Origin of the sequence: Haloarcula japonica DSM 6131 (assembly GCF_000336635.1) — an archaeon.
Lineage (GTDB): Archaea > Halobacteriota > Halobacteria > Halobacteriales > Haloarculaceae > Haloarcula > Haloarcula japonica.
Genome location: NZ_AOLY01000007.1, coordinates 258,590 through 273,783, shown reverse-complemented (window position 1 = coordinate 273,783; position 15,194 = coordinate 258,590). Strand labels below are relative to the sequence as shown.

The following is a 15,194-nucleotide window of genomic DNA, read 5'->3' as shown; positions in this document are numbered from 1 at the left end:
GATATGAGACAGTGTGGCAAGTACGATTATGTGCGTTCCGGTTGCGGTCGTTCCGACGCCCCCCGGAGCGCGCCGTCTTTGAGTTCACGAGCTTTCGCTTCGAGCCGGTCGGCCACTTCGTCGACGGGATCGCCGTTCTCGTGGCCCTCGGCGACGATGTCGACCAGCGCGGAGCCGACGATAACCCCGTCAGCGCCGGCGCTGACGATCCGTTCGGCGTGGTCGCCCGTCTTGATGCCGAACCCGACGGCTTTCGGCACGTCCCAGTCAGAGAGCCGGGCCAGCGACTCCTCGGTCGCGTCGTCCACGTCCTCGCGCGCGCCGGTGACGCCCAGACGCGCCTGGACGTAGACGTACCCTGACACCTGTTCGAGCATCCGCTCGAGCCGGTCACCCTTCGTCGTCGGCGCGACGATGAACACCAAATCGAGGCCGAACTCATCACAGGCCGTCCGGAGCGGGCCGGCCTCCTCGGCAGGTAGATCCGGGACGACGAGACCTTCGATGCCGACCGCGGCGGCCTTCTCCACGAACGGTCGTGGACCCTCACCCTCGCCGTACTGATAGATGAGGTTGTAGTAGGTCATACACACTAGCGGCACGTCCACGTCGAGGTCTTCGACGAACTCGAAGAAGCGGTCGGGCGTCATTCCGGCTTCCAGTGAGCGGACGATGGCGTTCTGGATTGTTTTCCCCTCCGCGATGGGCTCGGAGAACGGCAGGCCGAGTTCGATGACGTCCGCGCCGCCGCGAGCCAGCGCCTCGACGTACTCCAGCGATGCCTCGTAGTTCGGGTCGCCGGCCGCGAGATACGGGACGAAGGCGGGCTCGTCGGCGAAGGCGCGTTCGAGGCCCATCAGAGGCCACCCCCGCCGACCCGCTCGAAGATAGACATGTCCGGTGCGATGTCGAGGTCCCGTTTGCTGGTCTCCTCGATGACTGTTTCGAGGTCCTTGTCGCCGCGGCCGGAGACGTTGACGACAACGGTGTCGCCGACCTCGTCGTGGTGCTCTTCGAGGTAGCCGAAGGCGTGAGCCGTCTCCAGGGCCGGGATGATGCCCTCGTCCTGGGAGAGGCGATGGAACGCCTCCAGCGCGGCGTCGTCGTCGACGTTGACCGGGATGACGCGGTCCTCGTCGACCAGGTGGGCGAGTTCCGGACCGACGCCGGCGTAGTCCAGGCCGGCGGAGACGGAGTGGGATTCCATGATCTGGCCGTCCGAGTCCTGCAGGAGCTTCGTGCGCGCGCCGTGGAGAACGCCCTCGTCGCCGGTCGAGAGGGTCGCGGAGTTGGGCGCGACGCCTTCCTCCTCGTCGACCCGCAGCGAGGAACCGCCGGCCTCGACGGCGTAGAGGTCGACATCGCTATCGTCGACGAAGTGGGCGAAGGTGCCCATCGTGTTCGACCCGCCGCCGGCACACGCGAGGACTGAATCGGGCAGCCCGCCGGTCTTCTCGATGGCCTGCTCGCGGGCTTCCTCGGAGATGACCGCCTGGAAGTCCCGCACCATCTTCGGGAACGGATGCGGGCCGACGACGCTGCCGATGACGTAGTGGGTGTTCTCGACGGTGGTCGCCCAGTCGCGCATCGTCTCGGAGATGGCCTCCTTCAGCGTGCCGCGGCCGACCGTCACCGGGTTCACTTCGGAGCCGTTGATGCGCATCCGGAACACGTTGGGGCGCTGGCGCGCGATGTCGGTCTCGCCCATGTAGATCTCACAGGGCATATCGAGGTGGGCTGCCGCCATCGCCGTCGCCGTGCCGTGCTGGCCGGCCCCGGTCTCGGCGATGATACGTTCCTTGCCCATGTACTTCGCCAGCAGCACCTGGCCCAGCGCGTTGTTGAGCTTGTGTGCGCCACCGTGCAGCAGGTCCTCGCGCTTGAGGTAAACGTCCGTGTCGTACCGGGTCGAGAGCTGATCAGCGTACTGCAGCGGGGTCGGCCGGCCGCCGAAGTCGGCCAGCCGCTCCCGGAACTCGTCCATGAAGCCGTCCTCGTTTTCGAGCACGTACCGCTGGTAGGCGTCGGTCAGCTCCTCGATAGCCGGCATCAGCGCCTCGGGCACGTACTGTCCACCGTACTCGCCGAACTTGGGGTCGTATGCGTCGTCTGTACTCATGTATCTGTAGTCGTCTCAGCCGCGTCAGTGTCCGCGCGTGTCAGTCGTCGGGTGTTCGCTTCCACGTCCGTCGCCGCGCCGTGGTCCATGATTGCCGAGCCGATCAGCAGGGCGTCCGCGCCGGCCCGTCGCATCCGCGTCACGTCTTCCTCCGTCTGTATGCCGCTTTCCGCAATGAGCGTGACGCTCTCGGGCACGTCGGTCGCGACGGACTCAAACGTGCCGAGGTCGACCTCCAGCTCCGCGAGGTCGCGGTTGTTGACGCCGATGATGTCAGCGCCGGCATCGATGGCTTTCTCGACCTCCGCGGCCGTGTGGGTCTCCACGAGAACCTGAAAGCCACGCTCGCGGGCCGCCGCGAGCAGGTCCGCCAGGTCGTCGGTCCCCTCGGCTTCGAGAAAGCGGACGATGAGTAGGACGACATCCGCTTCGACGACGTCCAGTTGCTCCTCGTGGAGGATGAAGTCCTTCCGGAGCACCGGAACGTCGACGGCATCGCGGACCCGTTCGAGCGTCGCCGCCGACCCGCCGAAATGCTCCGGCTCCGTCAGCACGGACAACGCCGCCGCGCCGCCCTCGACCATCTGCTGGGCGAGGTCGACCGGGTCGTCGGTCCGTTCGCCCTCGGCGGTCGGGCTCGTCGGTTTGATTTCGGCGATGACCGGTGTCCGCCCGTCGGCCGCCGCCGCGTCGAAGGCGTCGGGCAGCGACCGGCCCGTCACCGAAACCCGGTCACCGCCGCCACCGCGCTCACGCGCCGCATCGAGAATTGACTGGACCGCTGGTGCTATCTCCTCACTGTCGTCCATTACTGAACACTAACGTACAGAAGTGTACATAAGAGTTACCCTCTCACCGGGACAGTACCGGTGGAATATCGGATCGCGCTCGCTGTCAAGCAGGCCACAGTTCTATAGTGTATCACGTCACACGTTTACACATGTCGTTCCAAACGACCATCCGACCGGCCGAATCGGTGGACATCGCGGATATCCGCCGAGTAGCCAGGGCCGCGTGGCACGCGGTGTACGACAACATTCTCGGCGAAGAGACTGTGAACGAACATCTCAGGGAGGGGTATGCTCCGCCGGTCCTGGAGCGGATGATCGAGCTTGAAGAGGTCGGCTTGTTCGTCTCGACGGCCGACGACGACGTGGTGGCGTACATGAGCTGTGGGATGACGGACGCGACGGGTTTCGGCGACCTCGATCTGTACGTCCATCCGGACTACTGGGGCGAAGGTATTGGAGCAGAGCTGTTGCATCGGGGCGAACAGCACCTGCACGAGCTTTCGGTGCGGAAAATCCGCGACGAGGTGCTGGCGGAAAACGAGATCGGTAACGGGTTTTACCGGCAGCACTTCGAGAAGGTCGGCGGACGGATGGTCGAGGTCGGCGGACAGGAACACCCCGTCAACGTGTACGAGCGGCGGTTGTGAACGCTGGATCGCATTCGCGGCGCGCAGTACGTGTGTTACTAACACGCTCTCCTCGCTCGTGTAACAGCGTTTAAGCCGCTGAAACCGCTTCGTCGGTGCAATGAGCTACAAGATCGGACTCGTCGGCAAACCCTCTGTCGGCAAGTCCACCTTTTTCAATGCGGCGACGATGAACGACGTACCCGAGGGCGCGTACCCGTTCACGACCATCGACCCCTCGATGGGCGAGGCCTACGTCCGCGTCGACTGCGCGGCCCCGGAGTTCGACCACACCTGCACGCCTAACCACGGCTACTGTACCGAGGGCGTGCGGTTCGTCCCGACGAAACTCGTCGACGTGGCCGGCCTCGTGCCCGGCGCACACGAGGGGAAAGGGCTGGGGAACCAATTCCTCACGGACCTCAACGAGGCCGACGTGCTCGTCCACGTCGTCGATTTCACCGGCGAGACGGACCTCGAGGGCGAACCCACCGAGGACCACGACCCCCGCGAGGACATCGACTTCCTCGAAGACGAACTGGACATGTGGTATCTCGACATCCTCGAGAAGGGCATCGAGCGCTACCGATCGGGGTACCACGGCGAGGACAAGGCCATCGAGGACGACCTCGCGGAGCAGATGTCGGCGTTCAAGATCAACGCCGACGAGATCAAACAGGTCGTGCTCGCGCTGGACCTGGAACTGGACCCCGACACCTGGGACGACGAGGACAGGGAGGCGCTCGCCCGCGAGATCCGCATCCGGACGAAGCCGATGCTCATCGCGGCGAACAAGATGGACACCCCCGAAGCCCAGGCGAACTGGGAGCCAATCACCGAGGACCCGGAGTACGAGCACCTCACGTTCGTGCCCGTCTCGGCCCACGCGGAGAAGGCGCTGAAGAACGGCAACGAGCAGGGCGTGCTTGACTACCGACCGGGCGACGAGGACTTCACCGTGACGGCTGATCTCCCCGAGGAGAAGGCCGCGGGGCTGGAACAGATCCGGGAGTTCGTCACCGAGTTCGGCGGCACGGGCGTCCAGCAGGCGCTGGAAACCGCGCTGTTCGAGGAACTGGGCGCGATTGCCGTGTTCCCCGGCGCGCGCAAGCCCCAGGAGGACGGTACCTTCCTGCAGGACTGCTTCGTCCTCCCAGACGGGTCGACCGCGGAGGACTTCGCGTACTTCCTGCACACCGACATCGGCGAGGGGTTCCTCCACGCCCACGACGTGCGCACCGAGCGACAGATCGGCGCTGACACCGAACTCGACCACCGCGACGTGGTCGAGATCACGACGACGAACTGAGCGGGCGCTGTCGCACCGTTTTCGTACCGGGCTACAGCAAGAGGTGCGCCAGCAACGCGATGATAGCGACTTTCTTCACGAGGATGACGCCGATGATCAGTTGCGTCGTCGACAGCCCACGGACGCGTTCGATGCCCCGCCGGACGAACGCGGGCGACTGCGCCAGTTCATCCACCAGTAAGCGCCACTCCGCACGGAACGTCTCGACCGCCGAGCCCTCGCCGTCGGTGTACGCGGCTTCCGGTCGTGGCAGCCACTGCGAACCGGTGTATTCGAGCTCGACTAGTGATCCCGCTAAATGACTGGCCTGCTCGAACTGCAGGCCGTTCGCTTCACAGAGCCGTTCGACCTTGGCGATATCGCGGTCGCTGTCTAAATCGTAGCGCCGCTGTATCGTCTCGGTTGCCCAGTCGAACTGGAACCGACAGACGAGTTCATTCTCGCCGACCCACACGTCGACGACCTCAGCCAGTTCGACCGTGCCGGCCGTTTCTTTCCGCTTCCGGTGGAGGTGCTCGTACTCGGCGGGGGACTCCGTTTCGGGCATACCTTCTCGATACGGGTGTTGGTCTGACGACACTATACGTTTTCTCCCGCTGGGGCGGTTGGGACTCCACGACCGAGGCGAAACGAGGACCCGCCAACGACAGGGTCAGAGGTCGACCGGGCACCCGTTGATCTCGCCGCCGCGCATCCCCTCAGCGAGCCAGTAGATAGAGAGGGTCAGCACCGCGAGCGCAAGCAGCGCGAACTCCAGCCCGTCGAGGGGCAGAAACAGCAGCGAGGTCGAGACACCCAGCAGCGACAACAGCCCCAGCAGGACCGCCGACCCGCAGGCCGCACAGCCCGCGCCGAGCGTCCCGAGGACGACGCCCGCGACGCCAGCGCCGCCCTGCTGGAGGTCGAGGCCGTGCTCGCGGAAGTGGTAGGTCGCCAGCCCGATGTCGACGCCGGTGAGGACGGCGACGACGACCAGCAGAATCCCCTGTGCGGGGTTGAATGACGTGCCGATGAACGGGTACAGCTCGGCGAGGACGCGCAGCCGGCTGGCGAGCGGGAGCGACCCACCGACTACGAGGTCCAGCACCAGTGGGACGTTCAGCGAGACGACGAACAGCGTCAGCGAGACGACGGCAGCGACTGCGGCGACGACCGCGTAGACCGGCAGCGTGAGCACGAGCCTGACCGTCCGACCCATGAGTCGCCAGTCGCCGCGCGTCGTCGGCAATCGGAGCCCGCGTGCGATGCTCATCCGTCACGCTCTCCCAGCGCCTCCGCGATGAGGTCGTAACTGACGCTCCCGTTGACCTTCGTCACGAACTCACCGTCCTCAAACAGCAGAATGATCGGCGTCGTCTCACCCAGTCCAGCGTCCTCGGCCGCCTGAATATCAGCCTGCACAGCGTCGTCATGTGCTTGTTCTCGCGCGTCACGTGCGACCGCCTCGCCATCTATTTCCGTCTCTTCGGTGAGAAACATCGCCGTCCGGTCCAGCACGTTGTCCGGGTCAAACGACGACTGTTCGGCGAAGTAGTGCTCGAACAACGCCCAGTACGCCTCGCTGCCGCGGGTAAACGTCGACTCAAGCGCCTGCGTCGCCGGCTCACCCCAGGGGTAGATGACCGGGTAGGTCCGGACGACGTACGCGCCTTTGCCTGCGTCCACGATGTTCTCCCGAATGTCCGGCAGCGTGTTCTCGTGGAAGCGACGACACGTGGGACAGGAGGGGTCTTCGAACGCCAAGATGACGTGGCCGCCCAACTCGCCGCGGCGGGGCTGGGCGTCGAGGTCGGCGGCCGCCGGGTGGCTGTCAACGGATTCGGCGCTGTCCGCCTCGCTACTGCAGCCTGCTACCGCGCCGACGACACCCACCCCGGAAAGTGTGAGAAAGCGTCGTCTGTTCATATACGACTGGTTGGCCCGCGTTGGTTTAGCGTTTGTTCCACCGTGTGGCCACGATGAGTAACCGTCTTGTCGCCGGCGGCGGTACCATCTGGCGGCCGATGACGACGACTCACTGGGCCGAACCGGGGTGACTCCCTGTTGATGACGAACCCTATGAGTGCCGAGGCTTCCATTTTTGACTGGAGACGACGTCTCTACGGGTGCCTAATTGCGGCCGGGAGATAGAGGCCCCGATCAGATTCTCAGCAGGTGCCAGACACGGATTTTGAACGGTAGCGAGTAATTACACTGTACCGCGGCCGAAATTTCCGACCGCGCACGAGAAACCGCGGCGGCTCGCGAGGACTGTTGCCTGCATATGCATCCCAACCGCATTCACGTCCGTGTGCTCACGTTTGTGTGTATGGTTGCGCAGTTCACTGACAGACACATCGGGACGCGTGTGGTCGGTCAGAACGGCGTCAAGGTCGGTTCCGAGAACGACGACCGAGTCGGCGACCAGCCTGCTTGAAACTATAGCATGAGTGATAGTACCGACGACCCGTCCGGTGCATCGCTTTCCTACAGCAACATCCTCGAACGCGAGATGGAGAACGCCCTCAAGGAGCTCCGTCGACCGAGCAGGGGGCTGTTCCTCTCCGGGTTCTCGGCGGGGCTGAACCTCAGCTTCGGCGCGTTGTTCATGGGGATGGTGTTGACGTTCTCGCCGACGTTCTCCTCGGAGTTGGTCAAGCAGGCGTTGCTCGCCGGCAGTTCGTCTATCGCGTTCCTCTTCGTCGTCCTCGGGCAGACAGAGCTGTTCACCGCGCACACGACGCTGGCCGTGTTGCCGGTGCTCGACGACCGCAGCGGGCTGGGCGAGCTCGGTCGGCTCTGGGGCGTCGTCTACGCTGCGAACCTGCTCGGCTGTGCAGTGTTCGCCGGGCTCATCGCGGTGCTGGGACCGGAGATGGCCATCGTCACTCCGGCGGCGTTCGACAGCCTCGCGGGGTCGCTGCTGTCTCACCCCTCGTGGGTTATCCTCCTCTCGGGGATTGTCGCCGGCTGGCTGATGGGGCTGACCACCTGGCTGGTCGCGGCCAGCCGCGACACCATCGGGCAGGTCCTCATCACCCTCCTCGTGACGAGCGCCATCGGGTTCGGCCCGTTCCACCACGCCATCCTCGGGACGACGGAGGTCCTGGGCGCGATGTTCATGGGAACCGGCGTTACGCTCGGGCAGTTCGGCCGCTTCATCGCCATGACGACCGCCGGCAACGTCATCGGCGGCTCGGTGTTCGTCGCGGGCCTCAACTACGGTCACATCGCGCTCGTCGGGTCGGATGCGGACCTCGACGTCGACAGTCCCGAGACCGAGCAAGGCGACTGAGTCGGCGTATCCCAGTCGGACAACACGTGTGCAGCGCTCAGGCACAGCGGGTGACTGTCGTTCACACGCGTCCGTTCCAGCACTTTAGTAGGTCGGCCCTAATGCATCGGTATGCACGCACCGACGCGCTCCGCCCGGAGGGTACGATGGTAAACCTCGCGCTCTCGGCGGCGCAGCTTCTCGTAGCGCTGGTACTCGTAGGATTGAACGGCTTTTTCGTCGCCGCTGAGTTCGCGTTCGTTCGCGTTCGCGGCACGTCGGTCGAACAGCTCGCTGACGAAGGCCGGGCCGGTGCGGGCTCGCTTCAGGCAGTGATGGCGGACTTGGACAACTATCTCGCGGTGACCCAGCTCGGGATTACACTCGCCTCGCTGGGACTGGGATGGGTCGGTGAGCCCGCCGTCGCAGCGCTACTTGAACCCGTCCTCGCTCCGGTACTGCCGGAGAGCCTCCTCCACGTCGTCGCGTTCGCGATTGGGTTCACCATCATCACGTTCCTCCACGTCGTTTTCGGCGAACTCGCGCCCAAGACGTTCGCCATCGCCCGGACTGAGCGGCTCTCGCTGTTGCTTGCGCCGCCGATGAAGCTGTTTTACTACCTGTTCTATCCCGGGATCGTCGTGTTCAACGGCTCGGCCAACGCCTTTACGCAATTGCTGGGTGTCCCGCCGGCCTCGGAGACGGACGAGACGCTCGGCGAACGAGAGATACGCCGAGTGCTGGCTCAGTCTGGCGAGGAAGGGAACATCGATTCGTCGGAGGTCGACATGATAGAGCGCGTGTTCGACCTCGACGATACAGTCGTCCGGGAGATCATGGTCCCGCGACCCGACGTTGTGAGCGTCCCAGCCGACGCCACGATGTCAGATATCCGGGCGGTCGTTCTCGACGAAGGACACACCCGCTATCCGGTGGTCGATGCCGACGACAGCGACCAGATTGTCGGATTCATCGACGTCAAGGACGTGCTGCGGGCCGGTGAAGAAGGCAACGAGAACGCGACCGCCGGCGACATCGCCCGGGAGATACCGGTCGTCCCGGAGACGACAGCGATCAACGACCTCCTGTTACAGTTCAGGCAAGACCGCCGGCAGATGGCCGCGGTCATCGACGAATGGGGGTCGCTGGAGGGTATCGCGACAATCGAAGACGTGGTCGAGGCCGTCGTCGGCGACCTGCGCGACGAGTTCGACGTCGACGGCCGCGAACACGCCATCCGCAAGCAAAGCGACGGGAGCTACGACGCCGACGGCGGCGTCCCGCTGTCGACAGTCGGCGAGGCCCTCGGTGTCGATATCGACAGGGACGCGGTCGAAACCATCGGCGGGCTGGTGCTGAGTCAGCTCGACCGCGCGCCGGAGGTCGGCGACACCGCTGAAGCGGCCGGATACGTGTTCGAGGTGACAGGCGTTGACGGTACTCGAATCTCGACGGTCGATATCAGCGAGGACGACGCTGACGACTCGCCGTCGGCCGGGTAAGCGACCGCTCAGAAGAACTCGCCCAGATAGACTGGTTCGGGCTCGAAAACGTCCGCGAACGAATCTCGAGCTGACTCGTTGTGTATTTCCAGACCAGCCAGGCGTTCAGCGGCGTCGACGCCGTGGGTTCCGACCGCCAGTTGGGTGAGGGTCGCGATGTCGACGGCCACATCGGCTGCCGAGTCGATAGTTGGAAGCGGGTCGACCGTCGCGGTCCCACCGCTCACTGACAGTCGGAACTGGCCGTCGTTGCGGTCGAGCAGCGGATCGCTGACCGAGAGCGTACAGTCGAGGTCGCCCCCGGGCCAGTCGAGGCGTTCGAGGTGGCCCACGTCGGTGAGCCGAACCATCGGCCCGGCCTCGACCGTGCAGTCGACTGCACCGGGGTCGTCGACGCGATGGAGGAGGTCAGTATCAGGCGGTAGCTGGAGCGTGACACGCTCGATCTGTGCGCCGTGATTCCCGAGGAACGCGAACAGTGCGCGGCGGGCCTCCTCATCGACGGCCGCGAAGTTCGAAACCGAGAGCGTGTGGTCGGCGTCGTCCGCGACGGTGTACACAAGGTACCCACGGAGGTCGCCGTCGCGTTCGTAGCCGTAGCAGTACGGGACGCCGCCGCCGTCCCAGTCGGCGAGGGTCCGCTCGCGCCACCACGCTTCTGAGCGTCGGAGCGAGAGTGCCGTCCCGGCGGCTGCAGCGGTCTCGACCCGGCGGAGGCGCTCCCAGTCGTCGGCGTCGAGACGGACCAACTGTCCGGCAGTGTCGTAGTCCGGGAGCGCTGACGGGGGCAGGTCGAAGCGGTGATAGGTGTTTGCCGTCCCCCAGCCCAGGCGTCGGTAGAACGGCGTCGAAAACGGCCAGAGGGTGACGAAGCCGACGCCGGCCTCGCGGTACTCAGACAGTGCGTGCCGACAGAGGTCGGCAGCAAATCCCTGCCCGCGGTGCTCTGGCGGCGTTGCCACCGCACCGAGGCCACCGACCGTCGTCGCCGCGCCGCGGACGGTCGTATCGAGAAAGTACAGCTTGCAGACCGCCCGGAGGGTGTCGTCCTCGTAGAGGCCTCGCTGGTCGAACAGCGACGGCGGCCAGTCACCGTCTGAGTCTGGGGCTACAGGCCCCTTGCTGGGCGCGAACGCATACTGGAGTATCCGCTGGCAGGCTTCGCGGTCAGTCGTCGGGACGGGGCGGAATTCAGACATACTGTCCCGGGTGTCCGCCAACTACAGAAAGCTAGTCATCTGCGGGTCGGCGTCGCGGTCCTCCTCAGGAGTGGGGCGTCACGGCACGTACCAGATACCCCGGTCCCGGTCGAGAAGTGACCCGACGACGATGTGCGGGAGCGCGACGATACTGATGAACATGCTCCAGAACGCCACCGCACCGGGGAGCAGGTTGCCCGTTCCCAGCGGGTTCGGGAACGCCCAGTAGACGGCGACGAGGACACCGAAGGTGGCCAGCGCCCCGACAACGAGGACGACCCAGGCGCGCAACGCAACGGTCGAGGCGTCCGCGCCGCCGAGCAGGTCCCAGCGCTCGTCGCCGACCGGCTCCGTTTCGACGGACGCCGTCCGCGCCACCTGTCGGGCGGAGTACCAGAACGGGAAGTACAGGCCGACAGCGACGAGGACTGGGACGAACGCGAAGTACGCCGCCAGCAGCAACGACTCCCCCGCGTCGACGAGCCAGGAGCGGCCGCCGCCGCGTACGTAGCCCAGCGCGATATGCGCCGTCAGAGCGAGCCCGTAGCCCGACCCGATGACGAGCCGGGTTGTGTCGAACGGCCCTGCGTACGACGAGAGTGCCCCCGGTTCGACGAGGCCGACCATCAGCGAACTGAACGCGTGGAACGTCTCCGGCCAGAACACGATTGGGACGAGCATCACCGCACCGCCGCGGACAGCTGCCGCCAGCCCGCGCTGGAACCGGGTCTGCAGGTGGTCGGTGCCGCTCGTGGCTTCCAACACTTGCAGGCCGCCGAGGCCACCCTTCGCCATGGCGACAGTCAGCGCCAGCGCGAGGCCGGCGACTGGCGCGGCGAGAAACAGGCCGACGAACCCGCCGATAGCCGTCAGATACACCGCGACGTACCGCCAGCGGAACGAGGGGCGACGGCGGCGGAGGTTCTCGAAGTGCTCGTACCCGCCGTGGGGGAGATTGAGCGCGACCATCCCGACGAGGTACACCACCATCTGGGCCCGGAGCGGAACTCGAACCTCGGCAGCGCCGAGGAGACCGAACGTAACAGCGAGTACCAGCAGGCTCACCCGCGAAAGCAAAAGCGACGGATGGCGGTCGGTGTCCCGATGCCGCTGCCAGATGGACCCCAGGCTGGTCGTGGGCATATCGCGAGCCTAGGGAAATACTCACAATAAACGATACAAGGGATTCCAGCGAACTGGGAACGGATCGGTGGTTTGAACCGAGAGATCTCCGTTGTGAGGCTCTGGGAATCCGAGGAACCCTTTTTCAGGCGTAGTCGTTAGCAGTGGGTATGCGTGATGGCCTCCCAAGCGACCGGACGGTGACCGTCGTCGGCGGCGGCTTCGGCGGCCTCTCGGCTGCGTGCTATCTGGCCGACGCCGGGGCCGACGTACGACTGCTCGAACGCCACGACCGCCTCGGCGGCCACGCAGGCGTCCTCGAACGCGACGGCTTCCGGTTCGACACCGGCCCGTCGTGGTACCTGATGCCCGACGTGTTCGAACGCTTCTTCGGGCACTTCGACCGTGAGCCAACGGACTACTACGAACTGGAGCGACTGGACCCCCAGTACCGGGTGTTCTGGAAGGACGGGGACCGCGTAACGATGCGTCCAAACCGCGAGAACGCGTACGAGGTGTTCGAATCCTACGAGGATGGAGCCGGCGACGCGCTGGCCGAGTATCTCGACCGGGCCGAACAGAACTACGAACTGGCGATGGACCGGGTCGTCTACGAGGGCCGCGAGCGGTTGCGTGACTACGTCGACACCGACCTCCTCCCGCTTGCGCCGCGGGCCCGACTGTTCGGCTCGATGGACGACTACGTCAGCCGCTACATCGACCACCCGAAACTCCGGCAGTTGCTCGAATACACGCTGGTGTTTCTCGGCGGCGCGCCACACAACACCCCAGCGCTGTACAGCATCATGAGCCACGTCGACCTGAACATGAACGTGTTCTACCCGGAGGGCGGCATCGCCGGCGTCGTCGACGGCCTCGGGTCGCTGGCTCGGGAACTCGGCGTCGACATCCAGACTGGAACTGAAGTCCATCACATCGCCGGCGAGGCGGGGGCGTTCGAACTGACCACTGAGGACGGCGTCGTCGGCTCCGATGTCGTGGTCAGCAACGCCAACCCCGCCTACACCGAGCAGAATCTGCTCGACCCTGCTGTTCGCGACCATGACCCCGACCACTGGGACGACCAGACCTACGCGCCGTCGGCGTTCATGTTGTATCTCGGCGTCGAAGGCGACGTGGACCCGCTGGCCCACCACTCGCTGGTCCTGCCGACGGACTGGGACGACCACTTCGAGCAGATATTCGACCGTCCGGTGTGGCCCGACGACCCCGCCTACTATCTCTCGGTCACGTCGAAGACCGACGAGACGGTCGCTCCCGACGGCCACCACGCCGTCGTCGTCCTCGTCCCCATCGCGCCGGGGCTGGACGACGGCCCCGACATCCGAGAGGAGTACCGGGAGTTCGTTCTCGACGACCTCGCCGAGCAGACCGGCGTGGACCTCCGCGACCGCATCGTTGTCGAGGAGACGGCGTGCGTCAGTGAGTTCGCCGAGCGCTACGGCGACCCACAGGGGACGGCGCTCGGACTGGCACATACCCTGTTCCAGACCGGGCCGCTCCGCCCCAGCCACCGCGCCGGCCTCGACGGGCTCTACTACACTGGAGCTTACACAACGCCCGGCATCGGGATGCCGATGTGTCTTATCAGCGGCGAGCACACCGCCCAGGACATCATCGAAGACAGCCCGTTCGAGACGAAACAGGACCGCTCGGCCTCGAAAGCGGACTGACGCCGTCCCCTGTGCGGGCAATTTGTCCGAACCATGTGGGTCGTGTCGTGATACCGTGGCACACATCACAGCGGAGGCTCGAACAGTTTATTGTCCCGCTTCAGGTAACGGTGGCATGGAGAAGCTCCGCGAGTCGCTGCACGAGGCCCCGATCATCGACAAGGACGGATATTCCTATCTGGTCCACCCGCTCAGTAACGGCGTGCCGATGCTGGAGCCGGAACTCCTTCGCGAGGTCGTCGTCGGCGTGACACGGGCAGCCGACCTCGACGTGGACAAGATCGTCGCGCCGGAGGCGATGGGCATCCACATCGCGACCGCGCTCTCGCTCCAGACGGATATCCCGCTCGTGGTCATCCGCAAGCGCTCCTACGGCCTTGAGGATGAGGTCCCGCTGCACAAGACCACCGGCTACTCCGAGTCGGAGATGTTCATCAACGACATCGAGGCGGGCGACGACCTGCTCATTGTCGACGACCTGCTCTCGACCGGCGGAACAATGGCATCCATCTGCGAGGCGCTCGACGACATCGGGGCGGACATCTCGGATATCGTCGTCGTCTTCCGGAAACAGGGCGAGTCGGCGCTCGACGACACCGACTACGATGTGACCAGCCTGCTCGACATCTCGGTCGATCAGGACGGCGTCACTATCCACGACTGAGTGGACTGCTGTCCCTGTTTAGGCCTGCTCGACAGCGGCGGCCATGTGCTCCCGTGCTTCCTCGGACGTCATCCCGCGGACGCCACAGGCACAGGAGAGCAGTTCGGGGTCGGTCAGGTCGTCGACTTCCTCGGTGCTGGCCCGTTCGAGCGCGTCGTCCTCGGCGTCGTAGTCGAAAGTCACCCGATACGTGACCTGGGCCACGCCCTCGATCTGGTGGGTCTCATCGGGGTCCGGGTTCGAGATGGCCTCGGCGTGCTCTTCCTGCATCGCGGACTTCCACTGTTCGAGGTTCGCTTCGGGGTCCGAATCGTCGGGCATACGCTGGCTGTCGGCGGGGAGACTGAAAAAGCGAGTGTTGAGGAGCCAATTCGAGGGCAGTACAGAGACGGGTCGGTTCTCGGAACGCTTTTTTCGCCGGCCGTCGCCGACTTTCCTGTGGTTGACTCCCGATCCGTCTTCGACCGACCTCGGCTCCTGTTGGCCGCGGCGGCTGCTGTCGCCGCCGTTGCGACGGCCGGCAGCCTCTTTCTCTCGCTTGGCCTCGGACTGACGCCCTGCCGGCTCTGCTGGTATCAGCGAATCCTGATGTACCCGCTTGTAGTCATTCTCGGCGTCGCCGCCGTCGAAAACCGTCCCGGCGTCGTCCGGACGGCGCTGCCGCTGGCGGTGCCGGGGAGTGCCATCGCGGGCTACCACTCCTGGCTGCAGGTGAGCCAGACGACCTGTGGCATCGGAGCGATCAGCTGTGCACAGATTCAGTACCGGATATTCGGCCTGACCGTTCCGAACCTCTCGTTGATTGCGTTCCTGCTGGTAACCGGGCTGGTCGTCGCGGCCGCGCGACTATCGGGCCGTTCGTCCTGATACGAGGCGAGCGACGCCGGTGCCCGCGCGACAGAAGCGTGCCGGCCG

At 65.4% G+C, this 15,194-nt stretch carries 16 protein-coding genes; 7 read left to right on the top strand and 9 right to left on the bottom strand.

Translation table 11 applies throughout. The features are described 5' to 3' along the window. Window positions 1-26 precede the first annotated feature (26 nt). Genes trpA through trpC form a run of 3 tightly spaced genes read right to left on the bottom strand, consistent with a single transcriptional unit; the run spans window position 27 to window position 2,928 of the window. Window positions 27-857 (bottom strand): tryptophan synthase subunit alpha, encoded by an 831-nt coding sequence (gene trpA / locus C444_RS04610; RefSeq protein ID WP_004591227.1) that lies wholly within the window; start codon window positions 855-857, stop codon window positions 27-29. Continuing rightward, entirely contained in the window at window positions 857-2,119 is a 1,263-nt protein-coding gene (gene trpB / locus C444_RS04605; RefSeq protein WP_004591225.1) for a tryptophan synthase subunit beta, read from the bottom strand. Before trpB ends, trpA begins: the two co-directional genes overlap by 1 nt. Further along, window positions 2,116-2,928 (bottom strand): indole-3-glycerol phosphate synthase, encoded by an 813-nt coding sequence (trpC, locus tag C444_RS04600; RefSeq protein WP_004591224.1) that lies wholly within the window; start codon window positions 2,926-2,928, stop codon window positions 2,116-2,118. Before trpC ends, trpB begins: the two co-directional genes overlap by 4 nt. Before the next feature lie 131 nt (window positions 2,929-3,059). Here trpC and C444_RS04595 point away from each other — a divergent pair, with 131 nt between their 5' ends. Together C444_RS04595 and C444_RS04590 are read left to right on the top strand one after the other, a co-directional pair. Further along, entirely contained in the window at window positions 3,060-3,557 is a 498-nt protein-coding gene (locus C444_RS04595; RefSeq protein WP_004591223.1) for a GNAT family N-acetyltransferase, read from the top strand. A 100-nt stretch (window positions 3,558-3,657) separates the two neighbouring features. Further along, window positions 3,658-4,845, top strand: coding sequence for a redox-regulated ATPase YchF (locus C444_RS04590; RefSeq protein ID WP_004591222.1), 1,188 nt, complete (start codon window positions 3,658-3,660; stop codon window positions 4,843-4,845). Between the two features lie 31 nt (window positions 4,846-4,876). Here the strand turns inward: C444_RS04590 and C444_RS04585 are convergent, their stop codons facing one another. The 3 genes from C444_RS04585 to C444_RS04575 all read right to left on the bottom strand — a co-directional run bounded on the left by C444_RS04585 (window position 4,877) and on the right by C444_RS04575 (window position 6,750). After that, window positions 4,877-5,392 (bottom strand): hypothetical protein, encoded by a 516-nt coding sequence (locus C444_RS04585; protein ID WP_004591221.1) that lies wholly within the window; start codon window positions 5,390-5,392, stop codon window positions 4,877-4,879. Between the two features lie 105 nt (window positions 5,393-5,497). After that, on the bottom strand, window positions 5,498-6,097 hold the full coding sequence (locus tag C444_RS04580) for a hypothetical protein (RefSeq protein WP_004591220.1): 600 nt from the start codon (window positions 6,095-6,097) through the stop codon (window positions 5,498-5,500). Next, window positions 6,094-6,750 carry a thioredoxin domain-containing protein gene (locus tag C444_RS04575; RefSeq protein ID WP_049909110.1) on the bottom strand — a complete coding sequence of 219 codons (657 nt, stop codon included), beginning with the start codon at window positions 6,748-6,750 and terminating at the stop codon, window positions 6,094-6,096. The genes C444_RS04580 and C444_RS04575 overlap by 4 nt, the downstream gene beginning before the upstream one ends. A gap of 520 nt (window positions 6,751-7,270) precedes the next feature. On the opposite strand from C444_RS04575, the gene C444_RS04570 reads away from it, so the two are divergent. Both C444_RS04570 and C444_RS04565 read left to right on the top strand, forming a co-directional pair. Then, window positions 7,271-8,119, top strand: coding sequence for a formate/nitrite transporter family protein (locus C444_RS04570; RefSeq protein ID WP_004591218.1), 849 nt, complete (start codon window positions 7,271-7,273; stop codon window positions 8,117-8,119). Window positions 8,120-8,220: 101 nt separating this feature from the next. After that, a complete protein-coding gene (locus C444_RS04565; RefSeq protein WP_004591217.1) occupies window positions 8,221-9,600 on the top strand; it encodes a hemolysin family protein in 1,380 nt (459 codons plus the stop codon). Between the two features lie 8 nt (window positions 9,601-9,608). Here the strand turns inward: C444_RS04565 and C444_RS04560 are convergent, their stop codons facing one another. Next, the gene (locus tag C444_RS04560; protein ID WP_004591216.1) at window positions 9,609-10,799 is read right to left on the bottom strand and encodes a GNAT family N-acetyltransferase; all 1,191 of its coding nucleotides are present in this window, start codon (window positions 10,797-10,799) and stop codon (window positions 9,609-9,611) included. A 78-nt stretch (window positions 10,800-10,877) separates the two neighbouring features. After that, entirely contained in the window at window positions 10,878-11,942 is a 1,065-nt protein-coding gene (locus tag C444_RS04555) for a Brp/Blh family beta-carotene 15,15'-dioxygenase (protein ID WP_049909108.1), read from the bottom strand. Between the two features lie 149 nt (window positions 11,943-12,091). On the opposite strand from C444_RS04555, the gene C444_RS04550 reads away from it, so the two are divergent. Together C444_RS04550 and hpt are read left to right on the top strand one after the other, a co-directional pair. Continuing rightward, on the top strand, window positions 12,092-13,615 hold the full coding sequence (locus tag C444_RS04550; RefSeq protein WP_004591214.1) for a phytoene desaturase family protein: 1,524 nt from the start codon (window positions 12,092-12,094) through the stop codon (window positions 13,613-13,615). Window positions 13,616-13,730: 115 nt separating this feature from the next. Next, complete coding sequence (gene hpt, locus C444_RS04545) at window positions 13,731-14,279, top strand: hypoxanthine/guanine phosphoribosyltransferase (protein WP_004591213.1); 549 nt, start codon at window positions 13,731-13,733, stop codon at window positions 14,277-14,279. A gap of 18 nt (window positions 14,280-14,297) precedes the next feature. Here the strand turns inward: hpt and C444_RS04540 are convergent, their stop codons facing one another. Continuing rightward, window positions 14,298-14,600 carry a hypothetical protein gene (locus C444_RS04540; RefSeq protein ID WP_004591212.1) on the bottom strand — a complete coding sequence of 101 codons (303 nt, stop codon included), beginning with the start codon at window positions 14,598-14,600 and terminating at the stop codon, window positions 14,298-14,300. Window positions 14,601-14,717: 117 nt separating this feature from the next. Between C444_RS04540 and C444_RS04535 the strand changes: the two genes are divergently transcribed. Next, window positions 14,718-15,146: a disulfide bond formation protein B gene (locus tag C444_RS04535; RefSeq protein ID WP_004591211.1), complete on the top strand. Its 429-nt coding sequence runs from the start codon at window positions 14,718-14,720 to the stop codon at window positions 15,144-15,146. Window positions 15,147-15,194: the final 48 nt, after the last annotated feature.

Excerpts from the sequence above, each read along its gene's own strand:
- trpA (WP_004591227.1), bottom strand. The coding sequence starts at position 857 with ATGGGCCTCGAACGCGCCTTCGCCGACGAGCCCGCCTTCGTCCCGTAT.
- trpB (WP_004591225.1), bottom strand. The coding sequence starts at position 2,119 with ATGAGTACAGACGACGCATACGACCCCAAGTTCGGCGAGTACGGTGGA.
- trpC (WP_004591224.1), bottom strand. The coding sequence starts at position 2,928 with ATGGACGACAGTGAGGAGATAGCACCAGCGGTCCAGTCAATTCTCGAT.
- C444_RS04595 (WP_004591223.1), top strand. The coding sequence starts at position 3,060 with ATGTCGTTCCAAACGACCATCCGACCGGCCGAATCGGTGGACATCGCG.
- C444_RS04590 (WP_004591222.1), top strand. The coding sequence starts at position 3,658 with ATGAGCTACAAGATCGGACTCGTCGGCAAACCCTCTGTCGGCAAGTCC.
- C444_RS04585 (WP_004591221.1), bottom strand. The coding sequence starts at position 5,392 with ATGCCCGAAACGGAGTCCCCCGCCGAGTACGAGCACCTCCACCGGAAG.
- C444_RS04580 (WP_004591220.1), bottom strand. The coding sequence starts at position 6,097 with ATGAGCATCGCACGCGGGCTCCGATTGCCGACGACGCGCGGCGACTGG.
- C444_RS04575 (WP_049909110.1), bottom strand. The coding sequence starts at position 6,750 with ATGAACAGACGACGCTTTCTCACACTTTCCGGGGTGGGTGTCGTCGGC.
- C444_RS04570 (WP_004591218.1), top strand. The coding sequence starts at position 7,271 with ATGAGTGATAGTACCGACGACCCGTCCGGTGCATCGCTTTCCTACAGC.
- C444_RS04565 (WP_004591217.1), top strand. The coding sequence starts at position 8,221 with ATGCATCGGTATGCACGCACCGACGCGCTCCGCCCGGAGGGTACGATG.
- C444_RS04560 (WP_004591216.1), bottom strand. The coding sequence starts at position 10,799 with ATGTCTGAATTCCGCCCCGTCCCGACGACTGACCGCGAAGCCTGCCAG.
- C444_RS04555 (WP_049909108.1), bottom strand. The coding sequence starts at position 11,942 with ATGCCCACGACCAGCCTGGGGTCCATCTGGCAGCGGCATCGGGACACC.
- C444_RS04550 (WP_004591214.1), top strand. The coding sequence starts at position 12,092 with ATGCGTGATGGCCTCCCAAGCGACCGGACGGTGACCGTCGTCGGCGGC.
- hpt (WP_004591213.1), top strand. The coding sequence starts at position 13,731 with ATGGAGAAGCTCCGCGAGTCGCTGCACGAGGCCCCGATCATCGACAAG.
- C444_RS04540 (WP_004591212.1), bottom strand. The coding sequence starts at position 14,600 with ATGCCCGACGATTCGGACCCCGAAGCGAACCTCGAACAGTGGAAGTCC.